Origin of the sequence: Pseudomonas sp. S34 (assembly GCF_009866745.1) — a bacterium.
Taxonomy (GTDB): domain Bacteria; phylum Pseudomonadota; class Gammaproteobacteria; order Pseudomonadales; family Pseudomonadaceae; genus Aquipseudomonas; species Aquipseudomonas jessenii.
Genome location: NZ_CP019398.1, coordinates 5,184,309 through 5,203,915, shown reverse-complemented (window position 1 = coordinate 5,203,915; position 19,607 = coordinate 5,184,309). Strand labels below are relative to the sequence as shown.

Here is a 19,607-nt window from a genome sequence, read left to right as displayed (position 1 = left end):
TATTGATAGCGGCTTTAACCACATCACCGTACTGCTTGACGAAGCCGTCGAGGCTCTCGCCGTACGTCCTGATGGCTGCTATCTGGACGGCACGTTCGGACGCGGCGGACACAGCCGGTTGATCCTCAGTCAGCTCGGTCCCGATGGTCGGTTGCTCGGATTCGATAAAGATCCACAAGCGATTGCCACCGGGCAGACGCTAGCGGCCGAAGACGGCCGCTTTGTCGTTGTGCAGCGCAGCTTTGCCGAGCTCGGTTCGGAAGTCGCCGAACGCGGTCTGGCCGGCAAGGTCAGCGGCGTGTTGCTGGATCTTGGCGTGTCCTCGCCACAGCTCGACGACCCTGAGCGCGGCTTCAGCTTCCTCAACGACGGTCCGCTGGACATGCGCATGGATCCGTCCCGTGGCATCAGCGCCGCCGAATTCGTCAACACCGCGCCCGTGGAAGAAATCGCCCGGGTGTTCAAGGAATACGGCGAAGAGCGTTTCTCCGGCCGCATGGCCCGTGCTGTGGCCGAACGTCGCGACATCAAGCCATTCGAGCGCACCGGTGACCTGGCAGAAGTCCTGAAAGTCGCCAACCCAGCCTGGGAAAAGGGCAAGAACCCCGCAACCCGCGCGTTCCAGGGGTTGCGTATCCACGTCAACAACGAACTGGGTGATCTGGAAACCGGCCTCGAAGCCGCGCTGGAGTGCCTGGAAGTGGGCGGTCGCCTGGTGGTGATCAGCTTCCATTCGCTGGAAGACCGTATCGTCAAACTGTTCATGCGCAAACTGGTGAAAGGCGAAGCCGACAACCTGCCGCGCAACCTGCCGGTTCGGCATGTCGCCTTCGAACCGAAAATCAAAGTCCATGGCAAAGCGCAGACGGCCTCCGACGCCGAACTCAAAGCCAACCCACGTTCCCGTAGCGCTGTCATGCGTGTGGCGGAGAAGCTGCGGTGAGCAAGCTCTTCGCCAAGCCATTGCCCGGCGGAAGCTTCTTCATGCTGCTGCTGTTTGTCGGCGTGCTCGTGTCGGCCATCGGCGTGTCTTACAGCGCGCACTGGAACCGTCAGCTATTGAATTCGCTGTACAACGAACTGAGCGTGCGCGACAAGGCGCAGGCGGAGTGGGGCCGGTTGATTCTGGAGCAGAGCACCTGGACCGCCCACAGCCGTATCGAAGTGCTGGCCACCGAACAATTGAAAATGCACATCCCCGGTGCCGCTGACGTGAAGATGGTGGCGCCATGATGAAACTCGAAGGTGCACTCTTTCCTTGGCGGTTCCGCGTGGTGCTGGGTTTGCTCGGCATCATGGTGGCCGCGATTGCCTGGCGCATCATCGATTTGCAAGTGGTCGACCGTGCCTTCCTTAAAGGTCAGGGCGATGCCCGCAGTGTTCGTCATATTCCGATTCCGGCTCACCGTGGTCTGATCACCGACCGTAACGGCGAGCCTTTGGCCGTGAGTACTCCGGTCACCACCCTCTGGGCCAATGCCAAGGAAATGCAAACGGCCAAAGAAAAGTGGCCGGCACTGGCGGCTGCCCTGGGGCAGGACCCGAAAGCCCTGGCCGAGCGCCTTGAAGCGCAGGCCAACAAGGAATTCATTTATCTGGTGCGCGGGCTGACGCCTGAGCAGGGCCAGGCGGTGCTCGATCTCAAAGTGCCTGGCGTCTATGGCATCGAAGAGTTCCGCCGTTTCTATCCGGCCGGTGAAGTGACCGCGCATATGGTCGGCTTTACCGACATCGATGACCATGGCAAGGAAGGTATCGAGCTGGCCTATGACGAATGGCTGGCCGGGGTGCCGGGTAAACGACAAGTCATCAAGGACCGGCGCGGCCGGTTGATCAAGGATGTCCAGGTCACCAAAAACGCCAAGGCCGGCAAGCCCTTGGCGTTGTCCATTGACCTGCGCCTGCAATACCTGGCCAACCGCGAACTGCGTAACGCGATCATCGAGAACGGCGCCAAGGCCGGCAGCCTGGTGATCATGGACGTGAAGACCGGCGAGATTCTCGCGATGGTCAACCAGCCAACCTACAACCCGAACAACCGCCGCAACCTGCAGCCGGCGATGATGCGTAACCGCGCGATGATCGACGTGTTCGAGCCAGGCTCGACCATGAAAGCGATCTCGATGAGCGCCGCCATCGAAACCGGCCGCTGGAAACCGAGCGATACCGTCGAGGTGTATCCGGGCTCCCTGCAGATTGGCAAGTACACCATCAAGGACGTATCCAAGACCGAAGGCCCGGTGCTCGACCTGACCGGCATCCTGATCAATTCCAGTAACGTCGGCATGAGCAAGGTCGCGTTCGATATCGGCGGCGAAACCATTTTCCGTCTGGCGCAGAAAGTCGGCCTCGGCCAGGACACTGGCCTGGGCTTCCCGGGCGAGCGCGTCGGCAATCTGCCGAACTACCGCGAATGGCGCAAGGCAGAAACCGCCACGCTGTCCTACGGCTACGGTGTTTCCGTGACCGCGATCCAGTTGGTCCACGCCTTCTCGGCCCTGGCCAACAACGGTCGCCTCGCACCGCTGACCCTGATCAAGACCGACAAGGCGCCGCAAACCACCCAGGTACTGCCGGAGGCCGTCGCAAAAACCATGCAAGGCATGCTGCAACAAGTGATCGAAGCCCCGCGCGGTGTGTTCCGTGCGCAGGTGCCGGCGTATCACGTGGGCGGCAAGTCGGGTACTGCGCGTAAAACCTCGGTCGGCACCAAGGGTTACGCCGTGAACTCCTACCGTTCGCTGTTCGCCGGTTTCGGCCCGATGAGCGATCCGCGTTACGCCATCGTGGTGGTCATCGACGAGCCGACCAAGGCCGGTTACTTCGGCGGCCTGGTTTCCGCACCGGTGTTCAGCCGTGTGATGTCGGGCACCCTGCGCCTGATGAACATTACCCCGGACAACCTGCCACCTACTCAACAAGCGAACGCAACACCGGTCGTTCCGCTGAAAGCCAATGGAGGGCGCGGCTGATGTCCCTGAGCCTGAACAAGATTTTCCCTCACGCCGGCCACGATCTGCTGATTCGCGAACTCGCCCTGGACAGCCGCAATGTGCGTGCGGGTGATCTGTTCCTCGCTGTGCCGGGCGGTAAATTCGATGGGCGCGCGCATATGGTTGACGCCCTGCAGCGTGGTGCTGCCGCGGTGGCCTATGAAGTAGAAGGCGCCACGGTCCTGCCGATCACTGAAGTGCCGTTGATTCCGGTCAAAGGTCTGGCGGCTCAGCTGTCGGACATCGCCGGGCGTTTTTATGGCGAGCCAAGCCATCACCTGAACCTGGTGGGCGTGACCGGTACCAACGGCAAGACCAGCGTGACTCAATTGGTCGCCCAGGCGCTGGACCTGCTCGGCCAGCACTGCGGCCTGGTCGGCACGCTCGGTTCGGGTTTCTATGGGGCGCTGGAAAGCGGCCTGCACACCACGCCGAACCCGATTGCCGTGCAGGCGACCCTGGCGGACCTGAAAAAGGCCGGGGCCAAGGCCGTGGCGATGGAAGTTTCTTCCCATGGCCTGGATCAGGGGCGCGTGACTGCCCTGGCGTTCGATGTGGCAGTGATGACCAACCTGTCCCGCGATCACCTGGATTATCACGGCACCATGCAGGCCTACGGCGAAGCCAAGGCCAGGCTGTTTGACTGGAATGACTTGAAATGCCGCGTGGTCAACCTCGACGACGAGTTCGGCCGGCAACTGGCCGCCGACAAGCGCGAGTCGCGGTTGATCACCTACAGCCTGGAAGACTCCGGCGCCTACCTGTATTGCCGTCAGGCGCAATTCGACGACGAAGGCGTGCGAGCCACTCTGGTCACGCCACAGGGCGAGCACCACTTGCGCAGCACCTTGCTCGGTCGCTTCAACCTGAGCAATGTCCTGGCGGCGGTCGGTGCGTTGCTCGGTCTGGATTACGCCCTGGACGAAATTCTCAAGGTGCTGCCGAAGCTTGAAGGCCCTGCCGGGCGCATGCAGCGCTTGGGCGGTGGCTCGCAGCCGCTGGTGGTGGTCGATTACGCCCACACCCCGGATGCCCTGGAAAAAGTACTGCTGGCTCTGCGTCCACACGCCAAGGGTCAGCTGCTGTGCCTGTTCGGCTGTGGCGGCGATCGCGATCGCGGCAAGCGTCCGTTGATGGCCGAAGTGGTTGAGCGCCTGGCCGATGGCGTGCTGGTGACCGATGACAATCCGCGCACTGAAGACCCTGCAGTGATTTTCGATGACATCCGCGCCGGTTTCACGGCTGTGGATAAAGTGGAGTTCGTTGCCGGTCGTGGTCAGGCGATTGCCCGGTTGATCGCCAGTGCCTCGGCGGATGACGTGATTGTCCTGGCCGGGAAAGGTCACGAGGACTATCAGGAAATCAACGGCGAACGCCATGCCTTTTCCGATCTGGTCGAGGCTGATCATGCCTTGACCGCGTGGGAGGTGGCCCATGCTTAAGGCCTTGAAACTGAGTGAACTGACCGGTGCGCTGAGTGCTCGCCTGGTGTCCGCCGATGCCAGCTTCGACGGCGTCAGCATCGACAGCCGTGCAATCAAGCCGGGCCAGCTGTTTATTGCCCTGACCGGTCCGCGTTTTGACGGTCATGACTATCTGAATGAAGTCGCCGCCAAGGGCGCCGTGGCTGCGCTGGTCGAGCGTGAAGTCGCTGGCAGCACGCTGCCGCAGTTACTGGTCAGCGACACTCGCCAGGCCCTCGGCCAGTTGGGCGCGCTCAATCGCGCCGCCTACACCCATCCGGTCGCGGCCGTCACCGGTTCCAGCGGCAAGACCACGGTCAAGGAGATGCTTGCGAGCATCCTGCGCACCCGTGGTCCGGTGCTGGCGACCCGTGGCAACCTGAACAACGACCTCGGCGTGCCGCTGACCTTGCTCGAACTGGCACCGGAACACACCGCTGCCGTGATCGAACTGGGCGCCTCGCGCCTGGGTGAAATTGCCTACACCGTCGGCCTGACCCGGCCGCACGTGGCCATTCTCAACAATGCCGGGACCGCCCACGTCGGCGAGTTCGGCGGCCCGGACAAAATCGTCGAAGCCAAGGGCGAGATCATCGAAGGGCTGGATGCCGATGGCGTCGCCGTTCTCAATCTTGACGACAAGGCATTCGGTATCTGGAAGGCACGCGCCGGTGATCGCAAAGTGCTGACGTTTGCGTTGAGCAACGCCAGCGCCGATTTCTACGCCAGTGACCTGACTACCGATGCCCGCGGCTGCCCGGCGTTCAACCTGCACAGCCCTGAAGGCGTGGAGCGCGTTCAATTGAACCTGCTCGGCACCCATAACGTCGCCAATGCCATGGCCGCCGCCGCGGCCGCCCATGCCCTGGGTGTGTCGCTGTTCGGTATCGCCACCGGCCTTGGCGCGATGCAACCGGTCAAGGGGCGCACCGTCGCGCAACTGGCCACCAATGGCATGCGCGTGATCGATGACACTTACAACGCCAACCCCACCTCCATGTGCGCTGCCGTTGATATACTGGCCGGCTTTTCCGGTCGCACCGTCCTGGTGCTCGGGGATATCGGCGAGTTGGGCGAATGGGCGGAGCAGGGGCACCGCGACGTGGGCGCGTACGCCCGTGGCAAGGTTTCTGCGCTGTACGCCGTCGGGCCAATGATGGCTCACGCCGTGAACGCATTCGGTCCACAGGCTTTTCACTTCAGCACGCAGGCTGAACTGATCAAGGCCCTGGGTGCCGAGCAAGACACAAACACCACCATTTTGATCAAGGGGTCGCGCAGCGCTGCGATGGAAAACATCGTCGCCGCCTTGTGCGGGTCCAGTCTGGAGAAACATTAATGCTGCTGCTGCTAGCGGAGTATCTGCAACAGTTCTACAAAGGCTTCGCGGTCTTCCAGTACCTGACCCTGCGCGGGATTCTCGGTGTACTGACCGCGCTGGTCTTGTCGCTGTGCTATGGCCCATGGATGATCCGCACGTTGCAGAGCCGTCAGATCGGTCAATCCGTTCGCAACGACGGCCCGCAGTCGCACCTGTCCAAGTCGGGTACACCGACCATGGGCGGCGCGCTGATTCTGTCGTCCATCGGTGTCAGCACCCTGCTGTGGGCTGACCTGAGCAACCGTTACGTCTGGGTCGTACTGCTGGTGACCTTGCTGTTCGGCGCCATCGGCTGGGTCGACGACTACCGCAAGGTCATCGAGAAGAACTCCCGTGGCTTGCCGAGCCGCTGGAAATATTTCTGGCAATCGGTGTTCGGTCTGGGCGCGGCGATCTTCCTTTATATGACTGCCGCCACGCCGGTGGAAACCACGCTGATCCTGCCGATGCTCAAGGACTACAGCATTCCGCTGGGCGCCGGCTTCATCGTGCTGACCTATTTCGTGATTGTCGGTTCGAGCAACGCGGTCAACCTGACCGACGGCCTCGACGGCCTGGCGATCATGCCGACCGTGATGGTTGGTGGTGGCCTGGGCATTTTCTGCTACCTGTCGGGTAACGTGAAGTTCGCCGAATACCTGCTGATTCCTTACGTACCGGGCGCAGGCGAGTTGATTGTGTTCTGTGGCGCGTTGATCGGAGCCGGCCTGGGCTTCCTGTGGTTCAACACCTATCCGGCACAAGTCTTCATGGGTGACGTCGGCGCACTGGCGCTGGGCGCGGCCCTGGGCACCATCGCGGTGATCGTCCGTCAGGAAATCGTCCTGTTCATCATGGGCGGCGTGTTCGTGATGGAAACCCTGTCAGTCGTCATTCAGGTCGCCTCTTTTAAACTGACCGGTCGCCGTGTATTCCGCATGGCGCCCATTCACCACCACTTTGAACTCAAGGGCTGGCCCGAGCCGCGCGTGATCGTCCGTTTCTGGATCATCACCGTGATTCTCGTGCTGATCGGCCTTGCCACCCTGAAGCTGAGGTAGAAACAAGTGTCTCTGATCGCTTCTGACCACTTCCGCATCGTTGTCGGCCTCGGCAAGAGCGGCATGTCCCTGGTTCGCTTCCTGGCGAACCGGGGCGTGGCGTTTGCCGTGGCCGATACGCGGGAAAATCCACCGGAACTGGCCGCGCTCAAGCGTGACTATCCGCACGTGGAAGTGCGTTGTGGCGAGTTGGATGTCGAGTTCCTGTGCCGTGCCGACGAGCTCTACGTGAGCCCCGGCCTGGCGCTGGCGACCCCGGCCCTACAGGCCGCCGCCGCCCGTGGCGTGAAATTGTCCGGTGACATCGAGCTGTTCGCGCTTAACGCGAAGGCGCCGATCGTGGCCATCAGCGGCTCCAACGCGAAAAGCACCGTCACCACGCTGGTCGGCGAAATGGCGGCTGCGGCTGGCAAGCGAGTTGCCGTCGGCGGCAACCTCGGCACCCCGGCGCTGGACCTGCTCAGCGACGATATCGAGTTGTACGTGATGGAGCTGTCGAGTTTCCAGCTGGAAACCACCGACCAACTCAACGCCGAAGTCGCGACCGTGCTCAACATCAGCGAAGACCACATGGACCGTTACAGCGGTCTGCCGGCCTACCACCTGGCCAAGCACCGGATCTTCCGTGGCGCCAGGCAGTTTGTGGTCAATCGTCAGGACGCTTTGAGTCGTCCGCTGATGGGCGAAGGGCAGCCATGCTGGACCTTCGGCCTGAGCAAACCCGATTTCAAGGCTTTCGGTATTCGTGAAGAAGACGGCGAGAAATACCTGGGCTTCGAATTCCAGAACCTGATGCCAGTGCGCGAACTGAAGATTCGCGGCGCCCACAACCAGTCCAACGCCCTGGCAGCCTTGGCCCTGGGCCATGCTGTCGGCCTGCCGTTCGATGCCATGCTGTCGAGCCTGCGCACCTTCGCCGGTCTCGAGCATCGCTGCCAATGGGTCCGCGACCTCGACGGCGTGGGTTACTACAACGATTCCAAGGCCACCAACGTCGGTGCCGCACTGGCGGCCATCGAAGGCCTCGGCGCGGACATCGACGGCAAGATCGTGCTGATCGCCGGTGGCGACGGCAAGGGTGCCGAGTTCAAGGACCTGCGCGATCCGGTGGCGGCCAACTGCCGCGCCGTGGTCCTGATGGGGCGTGACTCCGACAAGATCGGTGAAGCCATCGGCGATGCCGTACCGCTGATCCGCGCCGGCTCCCTGGTCGAAGCCGTCGAGCAATGCCGCGCTGCAGCCCAACCGGGCGACGTGGTGCTGCTGTCGCCTGCCTGCGCCAGTTTCGACATGTTCAAGAACTACGAAGACCGTGGTCACCAGTTCGTCCAAGCCGTGGAGGATCTGGCATGAGCCTCAAAGGCATCATCAAGCCGTATCCATCGCCGCTCATCACCGGGCGCGGTATCGACCTCGACTTCCCGATGCTCGCCGGCTGCCTGACGCTGCTCGGCCTGGGGCTGATCATGATCGCCTCGGCATCGACCGAAGTGGCGGCCGTGCAGTCGGGCAGCGCCCTGTATTACATGATTCGCCACCTTATTTACGTGGTGCTGGGCCTGGGTGCCTGCATCGTCACCATGATGATCCCGATTGCCACCTGGCAACGCCTGGGCTGGCTGATGCTGCTGGGGGCGTTCGGCCTGCTGGTGATGGTGATCATCCCGGGGATCGGCCGTGAGGTTAACGGCTCGATGCGCTGGATCGGATTCAGTTTCTTCAACGTCCAGCCTTCCGAGATCGCCAAGGTGTTCGTGGTGATCTACCTCGCCGGTTATCTGGTGCGTCGCCAGAAAGAAGTGCGTGAAAGCTGGATGGGCTTCTTCAAACCGTTCATCGTGCTGCTGCCGATGGCGGGCCTGCTGCTGATGGAGCCTGACTTCGGTGCCACCGTCGTGATGATGGGGGCGGCGGCGGCGATGCTGTTCCTTGGTGGCGTCGGGTTGTTCCGCTTTTCCCTGATGGTGGTCCTGGCCGTCGGCGCAGTGGTGCTGTTGATTCAAATGCAGCCGTATCGAATGGCGCGTCTGACCAACTTTGCCGACCCGTGGGCCGACCAGTTCGGCGCTGGCTATCAGTTGTCCCAGGCATTGATCGCCTTCGGTCGCGGCGAATGGCTGGGCGTGGGTCTGGGCAACAGCGTGCAGAAACAGTTCTACCTGCCGGAAGCCCACACTGACTTCGTGTTCTCGGTCCTGGCCGAAGAGCTGGGTGCGGTGGGTTCGTTGTGCACCGTGGCACTGTTTGTCTTCGTGTGTATTCGTGGCATGTACATCGGTTTGTGGGCTGAAAAGGCCAAGCAGTTTTTCGCAGCCTATGTGGCATACGGACTGTCGTTCCTGTGGATCGGCCAGTTCCTGATCAACATCGGCGTGAATGTCGGCCTGCTGCCGACCAAGGGGCTGACCCTGCCGTTCCTCAGTTATGGCGGTAGTTCGTTGGTGATTTGCTGCGCCTGTCTCGGCTTGTTGCTGCGCATCGAATGGGAAAGTCGAACCCACCTGGGCAGCGAAGAGATGGAGTTCCATGAGAGCGACTTCGCCGAGGAGCCGAACCATGGGCGCTAACGTCATGATCATGGCTGGCGGTACCGGTGGCCACGTGTTCCCGGCGCTGGCCTGTGCCCGCGAATTCCAGGCGCGCGGCTACACCGTGCACTGGCTCGGCACCCCGCGTGGGATCGAGAACGATCTGGTGCCGGCGGCCGGTATCGAACTGCATCGGATCAATGCCAGCGGTTTGCGCGGCAAGGGCAAATTGTCCCTGCTAAAGGCACCGTTCATGTTGTTCAAGTCGGTCTGGCAGGCGCGGGCGATCATTCGCCGTCTGCAGCCGGTCTGCGTCGTTGGCTTTGGTGGGTTTGTGACCGGTCCTGGCGGCGTCGCGGCCAAACTGGCCGGTGTGCCGGTGATCGTTCACGAACAGAACGCCGTGGCCGGTACCGCCAATCGGTTGCTGGTGCCGTTGGCCGCCCGAGTCTGTGAAGCGTTCCCCGACACCTTTACCCTGTCGGACAGCCGCCGGACCACCGGTAATCCGGTGCGCACCGAGCTGTTCCTCGAGACATCGCGACCTGCCCTGGCCGGTCGCAAGGCGCGTTTGCTGATCCTGGGCGGAAGTCTGGGCGCAGAACCGTTGAACAAGTTGCTGCCTGAAGCCCTGTCGCAAGTCGCTGCCGATTTGCGTCCGGAAGTGTTCCATCAGGCCGGCAAAAACCACGATGAAGTGACTGCAGAGCGTTATCGCGCGGCTGGCGTCGAGGCGCAGGTGCAGCCCTTCATCAAAGACATGGCCCAAGCCTACAGCTGGGCCGACCTGGTGGTATGTCGCGCAGGCGCGCTGACCATCAGTGAACTGGCCGCCGCCGGTCTGCCCTCGATGCTGGTGCCTTTGCCTCATGCCATCGACGATCACCAGACCCGCAACGCCGAATATTTGGCCCGTGAAGGCGCAGCCTTCCTGATGCCACAAAGAACGACTGGCGCAGCGGATCTTGCCGCTCGCCTGACAGAGGTCCTGATGCAACCACAACGACTCAACGAAATGGCTACCGCGGCACGCCGCCTGGCCAAACCCGATGCCACCCGTAACGTGGTCGATAGCTGCTTGGAGGTGGCCCATGGTTGAGAGTCAGAAAGCCATGCCGCAACCGGAAATGCGCCGCATCCGTCGCATCCACTTCGTCGGTATCGGCGGTGTGGGCATGTGCGGGATTGCCGAAGTGCTGCTGAACCTGGGTTATGCCGTGTCCGGTTCCGACCTGAAGGCTTCGCCGGTGACTGAACGCCTGGAGTCCTTCGGCGCGCAGATCTTCATCGGCCATCGCGCCGAGAACGCCGCGGCCGCCGACGTGCTGGTGGTGTCGAGCGCCGTGAACACGTCCAACCCGGAAGTCGCTACCGCGCTGGAACGCCGTATCCCGGTGGTGCCGCGTGCAGAGATGCTGGCTGAGCTGATGCGTTATCGCCACGGTATCGCCGTTGCCGGTACCCACGGCAAAACCACGACCACCAGCCTGATCGCTTCGGTGTTCGCCGCCGGTGGCCTGGACCCGACATTCGTGATCGGTGGCCGCCTTAATGCCGCGGGCACCAATGCCCAGCTTGGCACCAGCCGCTACCTGATCGCCGAAGCCGACGAAAGCGACGCCAGCTTCCTGCACTTGCAGCCGCTGGTGGCTGTGGTCACCAACATCGACGCCGATCATATGGCGACCTACGACGGTGACTTCAACAAACTGAAGAAAACCTTCGTCGAGTTCCTGCACAACCTGCCGTTTTATGGCCTGGCCGTGGTGTGCCTGGACGATCCGGTGGTGCGTGAAATCCTCCCGCAGGTCAAGCGCCCGACCGTTACCTATGGCTTTGGCGAAGATTGCGACGTGCGCGCCATCAATGTGCGCCAGCAAGGCATGCAGACCTTCTTCACCGTACTGCGTCCCGACCGCGAGCCACTGGATGTTTCGGTGAACATGCCGGGCAACCACAACGTATTGAATGCCCTTGCGACCATCTGCATCGCCACCGACGAAGGCGTCAGCGATGAAGCCATCGTCCAGGGCCTGTCCGGGTTCCAGGGGGTCGGCCGACGCTTCCAGGTCTACGGCGAACTGCCGGTGGACGGCGGCAATGTGATGCTGGTCGATGACTACGGTCACCACCCGACGGAAGTCGCGGCCGTGATCAAGGCCGTACGCGGTGGCTGGCCGGAGCGCCGCCTGGTGATGGTCTACCAGCCGCACCGTTACAGCCGCACCCGTGACCTGTACGACGATTTCGTCAATGTGCTGGCCGACGCCAACGTACTGCTGCTGATGGAAGTCTATCCGGCCGGCGAAGAGCCGATTCCGGGCGCCGACAGCCGCAAGCTGTGCAACAGCATCCGTCAGCGTGGCCAGCTCGACCCGATCTACATCGAGCGTGGCGTCGACCTCGCGCCAGTGGTCAAGCCGCTGCTGCGCGCCGGCGACATCCTGCTGTGCCAGGGCGCCGGCGATATCGGCGGTCTCGCACCAAAACTGTTGAAAAGTGAGTTGTTCGCCGGTGCCGTTGCCGCGCCGGAGAAGGGGAAGTTGAAATGACTGTTGCCTACGCCAACCTGGTCTCCACGATCGCGCCGAAAGACTTCGGCCGCGTCGCCGTGCTGTTCGGCGGCAAGAGCGCCGAGCGTGAGGTCTCCCTGAAGTCGGGTAACGCTGTTCTGGACGCGCTGCAAAGCGCCGGTGTGGACGCGTTCGGCCTCGACGTGGGCGATGACCTGCTGCAGCGTCTGCTCAACGAAAAAATCGACCGCGCCTTCATCATCCTCCACGGCCGTGGCGGTGAAGACGGCAGCATGCAGGGCCTGCTCGAATGCCTGGGCATTCCGTACACCGGCAGCGGCATCCTGGCTTCCGCCCTGGCCATGGACAAACTGCGCACCAAGCAGGTCTGGCACAGCCTGGGCATTCCAACCCCACGTCACGCGGTACTGAGCAGCGAGGCCGATTGTATTTCGGCAGCGACGGAACTGGGCTTCCCTTTGATCGTCAAACCGGCCCATGAAGGTTCAAGTATCGGTATGGCCAAAGTGAGTTCCGCGTCCGAATTGATCGACGCATGGAAAGCGGCCAGTACCTACGATTCGCAAGTGTTGGTCGAGCAATGGATTCACGGTCCGGAGTTCACCATCGCCACCCTGCGTGACCAGGTGTTGCCGCCGATTGCCCTGGGCACCACGCACAGCTTCTACGACTACGACGCCAAGTACATCGCCAACGATACCCAGTACCGCATTCCGTGCGGTCTGGACAGCGCCAAGGAAAAGGAACTCATGGACCTCACGGCGAAAGCCTGTGAAGCGCTGGGTATCGCCGGTTGGGGCAGGGCAGACGTGATGCAGGACGCCGACGGGCAGTTCTGGTTCCTGGAGGTCAACACCGCACCGGGCATGACCGATCACAGCCTGGTGCCGATGGCGGCCCGTGCCGCCGGTCTGGATTTCCAGCAACTGGTCCTGGCCATTCTGGCCGAGAGCGTTGCCGGCAAGACTGCCGGTAACCAAGAGTCGACGAGAGGTTAAGGCCATGCAAGGCGCTCAGCTCAGACATCAGCCCACCGCACCGATCGGCCGCAAGCCGGTACCGCGGGGTGCCAGCCGAATGGTGGCCAAAGAGCCGATGTCCGCGCGCCTGCCGAAAGCCAACTTCGGTTTTCTCAAAGCGTTGTTCTGGCCGGTACTGCTGGTGGCTTTGGGGTTCGGTACTTACGAAGGCGCGACACGGTTGTTGCCGTATGCCGACAGGCCGATCACCAAGATCAACGTGCAGGGCGACCTGAGTTACATCAGCCAGCAAGCGGTGCAGCAGCGGATCGCCCCCTACGTGGCGTCGAGCTTCTTCACCATCGACCTGGCGAGCATGCGCACCGAGCTGGAACAGATGCCATGGATTGCCCACGCCGAAGTGCGCAGGGTGTGGCCGGATCAAGTGGTGATCCGCCTGGAAGAACAACTGCCCGTGGCCCGTTGGGGCGACGAGTCGCTGTTGAACAACCAGGGCCAGGCCTTCACCCCGCGCGAGCTGGCGAACTATGAACACCTGCCACAGCTGTTCGGCCCACAGCGGGCTCAGCAGCAAGTGATGCAGCAATACCAGGTACTGAGCCAGATGCTCAGGCCGCTGGGCTTCTCGATTGCACGCCTCGAACTGCGTGATCGCGGCAGCTGGTTCCTGACCACCGGCCCCGGCAGTGCGGGTCCCGGGATAGAACTGCTGCTGGGACGCGGCAACCAGGTGGAAAAGATGCGCCGTTTCATCGCCATCTATGACAAGACGCTCAAAGAACAGATTACGAACATTGCGCGCATCGATCTGCGCTACGCCAACGGCCTCGCTGTTGGCTGGCGGGAACCTGTAGCGCCCACGGCAGCCCAACCCGCTGTCGCGAAGAATTAAGAAGAGGCAGGACCCATGGCAAACGTGCAAAGCGGCAAAATGATCGTCGGTCTCGATATCGGCACCTCCAAGGTGGTGGCGCTGGTGGGCGAGGTCGCGGACGACGGCACGCTGGAAATCGTCGGGATCGGCACCCATCCGTCCCGTGGCCTGAAAAAAGGCGTGGTGGTGAACATCGAGTCCACCGTGCAATCGATCCAGCGCGCCATCGAAGAAGCGCAGCTGATGGCTGGTTGCCGCATTCACTCGGCGTTCGTCGGCGTGGCCGGTAATCACATCCGCAGCCTGAACTCCCACGGCATCGTGGCGATTCGTGATCGCGAAGTCAGCTCGGCGGACCTTGAGCGTGTGCTCGACGCGGCCCAGGCCGTGGCGATCCCGGCTGACCAGCGCGTGCTGCACACCCTGCCGCAGGATTACGTAATCGATAACCAGGAAGGCGTCCGCGAACCGCTGGGCATGTCCGGCGTACGTCTGGAAGCCAAGGTCCACGTGGTCACCTGCGCCGTCAACGCCGCACAGAACATTGAAAAATGCGTGCGCCGCTGCGGTCTGGAAATCGACGACATCATTCTCGAGCAACTGGCTTCCGCGTACTCGGTACTGACCGATGACGAGAAAGAGCTGGGCGTGTGCCTGGTGGACATCGGTGGCGGTACTACCGACATCGCGATCTTCACCGAAGGTGCGATCCGTCACACCGCGGTGATCCCGATTGCCGGTGACCAGGTGACCAACGACATCGCCATGGCGTTGCGCACTCCGACCCAGTACGCCGAAGAAATCAAGATCCGCTACGCCTGTGCCCTGGCCAAACTGGCCGGTGCCGGTGAAACCATCAAGGTGCCAAGCGTTGGCGATCGTCCGCCGCGCGAACTGTCCCGCCAGGCCTTGGCCGAAGTGGTCGAGCCGCGCTACGACGAGCTGTTCACGCTGATCCAGGCCGAACTGCGTCGCAGTGGTTACGAAGACCTGATCCCGGCCGGCATCGTGCTGACCGGCGGTACGTCGAAGATGGAAGGCGCTACCGAATTGGCCGAGGAAATCTTCCACATGCCGGTGCGCCTGGGCGTGCCTCACGGCGTGAAAGGTCTGGATGACGTGGTACGCAACCCGATCTATTCCACCGGCGTCGGCCTGTTGATGTACGGCCTGCAGAAGCAGTCCGACGGCATCTCGTTCTCGGGCATCGGCAGTCGCGACAGCTACAGCAACGAAGAGCCACAGGCTCCGCTGCTGGACCGCCTGAAGAAGTGGGTCCAGGGCAATTTCTGAAGATTTACCGCAATACCGTTACACCGAAGCACGCAGTAGGCGAAAAAACTAGAGAATGTAAAGGAGAGGGAAAATGTTCGAACTCGTAGACAACATCCCCGCAAGCCCGGTAATCAAAGTTATCGGTGTCGGCGGTGGCGGCGGCAACGCTGTCAACCATATGGTCAAGAGCAACATCGAAGGCGTCGAATTCATCTGCGCCAACACCGATGCTCAAGCGCTGAAAAACATCGGCGCGCGGACCATCCTGCAACTGGGCACCGGCGTGACCAAGGGCCTGGGCGCTGGCGCCAACCCTGAAGTCGGCCGTCAAGCCGCTCTGGAAGACCGTGAGCGCATTGCCGAAGTGCTGGCCGGCACCAACATGGTGTTCATCACCACCGGCATGGGCGGCGGTACCGGTACCGGTGCTGCGCCGATCATCGCCGAAGTGGCCAAGGAAATGGGCATCCTGACCGTTGCGGTCGTGACCCGTCCGTTCCCGTTCGAAGGCCGCAAGCGTATGCAGATCGCCGACGAAGGCATCCGCATGCTCTCCGAAAGCGTCGACTCGTTGATCACCATTCCCAACGAGAAGCTGCTGACCATCCTCGGTAAAGACGCCAGCCTGCTGTCGGCTTTCGCCAAGGCAGACGATGTACTGGCCGGTGCCGTCCGCGGTATCTCCGACATCATCAAGCGTCCGGGCATGATCAACGTCGACTTCGCCGACGTGCGTACCGTGATGAGTGAAATGGGCATGGCGATGATGGGCACTGGCTGCGCCAGCGGTCCGAACCGTGCACGTGAAGCGACCGAAGCGGCCATCCGCAACCCGCTGCTGGAAGACGTGAACCTGCAAGGCGCTCGCGGCATCCTGGTGAACATTACCGCCGGTCCGGATCTGTCCCTGGGTGAATACTCCGACGTGGGTAGCATCATCGAGGCATTCGCCTCCGAGCACGCGATGGTCAAGGTCGGTACCGTTATCGATCCGGACATGCGCGACGAGCTGCACGTGACTGTCGTTGCCACAGGTTTGGGCGCTAAAATCGAGAAGCCTGTGAAGGTCATCGACAACACCGTTCACACTTCGATGGCTGCACAGCCACAACAACAGGCCCCTGTTCGTCAGGAAGCTCCAGCGGTGAACTACCGTGACCTGGACCGTCCGACCGTCATGCGCAACCAGGCTCAGGCCGGTGCTGCGACTGCCGCGAAGATGAATCCGCAAGATGATCTGGACTACCTGGACATCCCGGCTTTCCTGCGTCGTCAGGCCGATTGATGGAATGTATCAGGGCTATGAAGGTGATTGGTGTTCAGCAAAGGCGTGGTCTGCTATCATCGCCAGCCTTTGTTGATACCAGTTCGCAATTTGCGCTGAAGCGGCCCAAGCCATGATTAAACAACGCACACTGAAAAATATTATCCGTGCCACAGGTGTAGGCCTGCACTCCGGGGAGAAGGTCTACCTGACCCTCAAGCCTGCGCCTGTCGACACTGGCATTGTGTTTTGTCGCGCTGACCTCGACCCTGTGGTGCAAATTCCTGCCCGCGCGGAAAACGTCGGTGAAACCACTATGTCGACCACGCTTATAAATGGCGACGTCAAAGTGGACACGGTAGAGCACTTGCTCTCGGCCATGGCTGGCCTGGGCATCGATAACGCCTACGTCGAGCTCTCCGCGTCCGAAGTCCCGATCATGGATGGCAGCGCTGGACCCTTCGTATTCCTGATTCAATCGGCAGGCCTGGAAGAACAGGACGCCGCCAAGAAATTCATCCGCATCCTGCGTGAAGTGACAGTGGAAGACGGCGACAAGCGCGCCACTTTCGTCCCTTTCGAAGGGTTCAAGGTGAGCTTCGAGATCGATTTCGATCACCCGGTTTTCCGGGACCGCACCCAAAGTGCAAGCGTGGATTTTTCCAGCACTTCGTTCGTAAAAGAAGTCAGCCGCGCCCGTACTTTCGGTTTCATGAGTGACATCGAGTACCTGCGCAAGCACAACCTCGCACTCGGCGGCAGCGTTGAAAACGCTATTGTGGTCGACGCCGATGGCGTACTGAACGAAGACGGCCTTCGCTATGAAGACGAATTCGTGAAGCACAAGATTCTCGATGCAATTGGTGACCTCTACCTGCTGGGCAATAGCCTGATTGGTGAGTTCAAGGGCTTCAAGTCCGGCCACGCACTGAACAACCAGCTGCTGCGCAAGTTGATTGAGCAGACAGATGCCTGGGAAGTCGTGACGTTCGAAGACGCCAGCACTGCACCGATCTCTTACATGCGCCCGGTTGCGGCCGTGTAAGCAAAAAACCTCTCTAGTTTTTAAAGGCTACCTTCGGGTGGCCTTTTTTTATGTCCGAAGTTTGTAGTGCCTGGGCTGGCCTCATCGCGAGCAAGCTCGCTCCCACAGTTGATTGCATTCCCCTGTGGGAGCGAGCTTGCTCGCGATGGCGTCCTCCCATCCAATGAAAATCCTATTCGACACAAACCACCCGGTTACGCCCCCCTTCCTTGGCCTGATACAGCGCCTTGTCGGCACTGAACAGCAATTGCTCCAGGTTGATATCGCTGGCCGCCGTCCAGGTGGCAATACCGATACTCACACTCATCGGCGGTCCACCGACGTCCACCAGTGGCAGTTTCTGCACCGCCTCGCGGATGTGCTCGGCGATCTGCTTCGCGCCTTCACTGTCAGTTTCGGCCAGGATCACCGAAAACTCCTCGCCGCCATAGCGAGCCACCAGATCCGTCGGGCGATGGACATTGGCGCGCAGGACCCCGGCCAACGCCCGCAAGGCTTCGTCGCCGGCCTGATGCCCGTGCCGGTCATTGAAGGCCTTGAAGTGATCGGCATCGATCATCAGCAACGACAACGGCCTGCCACTGCGCTGCGCACGAAACCATTCATGGCGCAGGGTCTGATCAAGGGATCGACGGTTGGCCACGCCGGTCAAGGCATCGGTGGCCGCCAGTTGCGCCAATTCCTGCTCGGCACTTTGGCGCCGTCGCAGCTCGCGGCAGAGCAGCCAGGTCAGCCACAACAGGCCGATGCACAAGACCCCTGTTGCACCGCTGATCACATAGGCCGTGCGGTTCCAGGTGGCGAACACTTCGTCGATGGAAAGGGCCACGATGACGGTCAGCGGCAGATTGCCGACCCGGGTAAAGGTGTACAGGCGCCGTTGATGATCGACACTCGACACGCTTTCAAAGGTACCACTGCGCTCGCGCAGCATGCGTGCGACGTTGGGACGGCTGGAGAAGCTTTTGCCGATGGCGTTTTGCTCCCGGTACGGTTTCTGCGCCAGGAGGATCCCGTCATCGTTAATGATGCCCAGCGTACTGCCGTTGCCGATGTCGAGGCTGTTGAACAGTTGGTCGAAGTAGCTCATGCGCATCGACGCCACCGCGACCCCCACAAACTCACCCGTGGGCGAAGAAATGCGCCGGCTGAAACTGATGCGCCATTCGTCGCTGTCATCGCAGTCGCAGCGTGGCTTGAACGGTCGGCTGATAAACATGCCGGTGTCGTGATTGAAGGCATGGGCCAGGAAATAATCGCGGTCAGCGAAGTTGCCCGGTTTCGGTTCGATCAATGATGAGTCGACCAGCACGTCGCCGTGCTTGTCCAGCAGCAGGATGTCGCCCTTGTAGCGCGCAGTGGTGGAGCGGTCGAACAGCACCAGATGACGGATCTGCGGTGCAACCTGTTTAAGGTCGTCCCGTTGGGCGGCGGCGATCAGGCCCTGCAAGGTCAAGTCATAGAGCTCGACCGTACGCAGGACATCGGTATCGATCAGTTGCGCAATGGTGGTCGCGCTGCGTGTGGCGGTCTGCTGGGCGTAGGCGTGTTCGCGGATCAGCAGGAAAGTGACGATGCACAGGATCGAGATGACGGTCAGGGTACTGCCGAAGATCACCATGATCTCGGGTCGCCCGGTCGGGCCTTGAAAATGTGCAGTGCGGCTTGCGGTCATAGGGCTGACGTTCGCTAAAGGGACGCTCTAAGCGTAGTTGCATAAACGTAGCAGCCGAGTGAATCGTTCCCGTTGCTCGAACGATTGATCTTGGGTGTGGGCGTCAGTGACTTTCGTTGCGAAAATTGCAATGAAGGCCGAGTCGCCACTATAAAAAAAGCCGCTGACAGCAGCGGCTTTGAAGACAACTTCTCAAAGGGAAGAGCCGATGAAAAGTGTCGAGGGAAACGGGAGTGATCGGTGCGGATCAGCTGTCTTTCTCGGCCAGTGGCTGGGCCTGGATGCTGGATGCCTGCGGGGCTTGGGAGTCTTGAGCAGCCTTGGCCGTCATCTCGATCTGATGCTCTTCGAACGTTGCAGCGCGTGCGGCGTTATGCGCGACGAAAGTCTGCGATTCTTCCGCCATCGCCAATGGCGACAGGAACAAAGAGGACAAAACGAAAGCGCTGGCAATACCCATACTGTTGGACATTTTTAAAACCTTCTTGCTTGGCAAGTGCTGTTTGGTGCGGGCAAAGATAAGGATATGAGGCGAGGGGAAAAAGAGCGGATTCA

17 protein-coding genes are annotated in these 19,607 nt (G+C 61.3%); 15 read left to right on the top strand and 2 right to left on the bottom strand.

The window, feature by feature from the left end; all coding sequences use genetic code 11:
- The first annotated feature begins 1 nt into the window (after nt 1).
- The 15 genes from rsmH (at nt 2) to lpxC (ending at nt 17,377) form a co-directional block, all read left to right on the top strand.
- Nucleotides 2-943 (top strand): 16S rRNA (cytosine(1402)-N(4))-methyltransferase RsmH, encoded by a 942-nt coding sequence (rsmH, locus tag PspS34_RS23175; protein WP_086776966.1) that lies wholly within the window; start codon nt 2-4, stop codon nt 941-943.
- Nucleotides 940-1,233, top strand: a complete 294-nt coding sequence (ftsL, locus tag PspS34_RS23170; RefSeq protein ID WP_007998257.1) for a cell division protein FtsL — start codon at nt 940-942, stop codon at nt 1,231-1,233. The genes rsmH and ftsL overlap by 4 nt, the downstream gene beginning before the upstream one ends.
- A complete protein-coding gene (locus PspS34_RS23165; protein WP_173677933.1) occupies nt 1,233-2,972 on the top strand; it encodes a penicillin-binding protein 2 in 1,740 nt (579 codons plus the stop codon). Before ftsL ends, PspS34_RS23165 begins: the two co-directional genes overlap by 1 nt.
- Nucleotides 2,972-4,435: a UDP-N-acetylmuramoyl-L-alanyl-D-glutamate--2,6-diaminopimelate ligase gene (locus PspS34_RS23160; RefSeq protein ID WP_154860499.1), complete on the top strand. Its 1,464-nt coding sequence runs from the start codon at nt 2,972-2,974 to the stop codon at nt 4,433-4,435. Before PspS34_RS23165 ends, PspS34_RS23160 begins: the two co-directional genes overlap by 1 nt.
- Entirely contained in the window at nt 4,428-5,795 is a 1,368-nt protein-coding gene (murF, locus tag PspS34_RS23155; RefSeq protein WP_154860498.1) for a UDP-N-acetylmuramoyl-tripeptide--D-alanyl-D-alanine ligase, read from the top strand. Before PspS34_RS23160 ends, murF begins: the two co-directional genes overlap by 8 nt.
- Nucleotides 5,795-6,877, top strand: a complete 1,083-nt coding sequence (mraY, locus tag PspS34_RS23150) for a phospho-N-acetylmuramoyl-pentapeptide-transferase (RefSeq protein WP_150814944.1) — start codon at nt 5,795-5,797, stop codon at nt 6,875-6,877. Before murF ends, mraY begins: the two co-directional genes overlap by 1 nt.
- Before the next feature lie 6 nt (nt 6,878-6,883).
- Nucleotides 6,884-8,230 carry a UDP-N-acetylmuramoyl-L-alanine--D-glutamate ligase gene (murD, locus tag PspS34_RS23145; protein ID WP_154860497.1) on the top strand — a complete coding sequence of 449 codons (1,347 nt, stop codon included), beginning with the start codon at nt 6,884-6,886 and terminating at the stop codon, nt 8,228-8,230.
- The gene (gene ftsW, locus PspS34_RS23140) at nt 8,227-9,444 is read left to right on the top strand and encodes a putative lipid II flippase FtsW (RefSeq protein WP_056726220.1); all 1,218 of its coding nucleotides are present in this window, start codon (nt 8,227-8,229) and stop codon (nt 9,442-9,444) included. The genes murD and ftsW overlap by 4 nt, the downstream gene beginning before the upstream one ends.
- Nucleotides 9,434-10,504, top strand: coding sequence for an undecaprenyldiphospho-muramoylpentapeptide beta-N-acetylglucosaminyltransferase (murG, locus tag PspS34_RS23135; protein WP_046041926.1), 1,071 nt, complete (start codon nt 9,434-9,436; stop codon nt 10,502-10,504). The genes ftsW and murG overlap by 11 nt, the downstream gene beginning before the upstream one ends.
- A complete protein-coding gene (gene murC / locus PspS34_RS23130) occupies nt 10,497-11,957 on the top strand; it encodes a UDP-N-acetylmuramate--L-alanine ligase (protein ID WP_007989894.1) in 1,461 nt (486 codons plus the stop codon). Before murG ends, murC begins: the two co-directional genes overlap by 8 nt.
- A complete protein-coding gene (locus PspS34_RS23125) occupies nt 11,954-12,937 on the top strand; it encodes a D-alanine--D-alanine ligase (RefSeq protein ID WP_154860496.1) in 984 nt (327 codons plus the stop codon). Before murC ends, PspS34_RS23125 begins: the two co-directional genes overlap by 4 nt.
- 4 nt (nt 12,938-12,941) lie before the next feature.
- Nucleotides 12,942-13,811, top strand: coding sequence for a cell division protein FtsQ/DivIB (locus PspS34_RS23120; RefSeq protein ID WP_154860495.1), 870 nt, complete (start codon nt 12,942-12,944; stop codon nt 13,809-13,811).
- Between the two features lie 15 nt (nt 13,812-13,826).
- Entirely contained in the window at nt 13,827-15,086 is a 1,260-nt protein-coding gene (ftsA, locus tag PspS34_RS23115) for a cell division protein FtsA (protein WP_007989901.1), read from the top strand.
- A 73-nt stretch (nt 15,087-15,159) separates the two neighbouring features.
- The gene (gene ftsZ, locus PspS34_RS23110; RefSeq protein ID WP_008016708.1) at nt 15,160-16,353 is read left to right on the top strand and encodes a cell division protein FtsZ; all 1,194 of its coding nucleotides are present in this window, start codon (nt 15,160-15,162) and stop codon (nt 16,351-16,353) included.
- A 112-nt stretch (nt 16,354-16,465) separates the two neighbouring features.
- Nucleotides 16,466-17,377 carry a UDP-3-O-acyl-N-acetylglucosamine deacetylase gene (gene lpxC / locus PspS34_RS23105; RefSeq protein ID WP_007916984.1) on the top strand — a complete coding sequence of 304 codons (912 nt, stop codon included), beginning with the start codon at nt 16,466-16,468 and terminating at the stop codon, nt 17,375-17,377.
- A gap of 172 nt (nt 17,378-17,549) precedes the next feature.
- Here lpxC and PspS34_RS23100 read toward each other — a convergent pair whose 3' ends face one another.
- Nucleotides 17,550-19,052 carry a sensor domain-containing diguanylate cyclase gene (locus PspS34_RS23100; protein WP_159390338.1) on the bottom strand — a complete coding sequence of 501 codons (1,503 nt, stop codon included), beginning with the start codon at nt 19,050-19,052 and terminating at the stop codon, nt 17,550-17,552.
- 247 nt (nt 19,053-19,299) lie between these two features.
- Entirely contained in the window at nt 19,300-19,524 is a 225-nt protein-coding gene (locus PspS34_RS23095; RefSeq protein ID WP_057713368.1) for a hypothetical protein, read from the bottom strand.
- Nucleotides 19,525-19,607 lie beyond the last annotated feature (83 nt).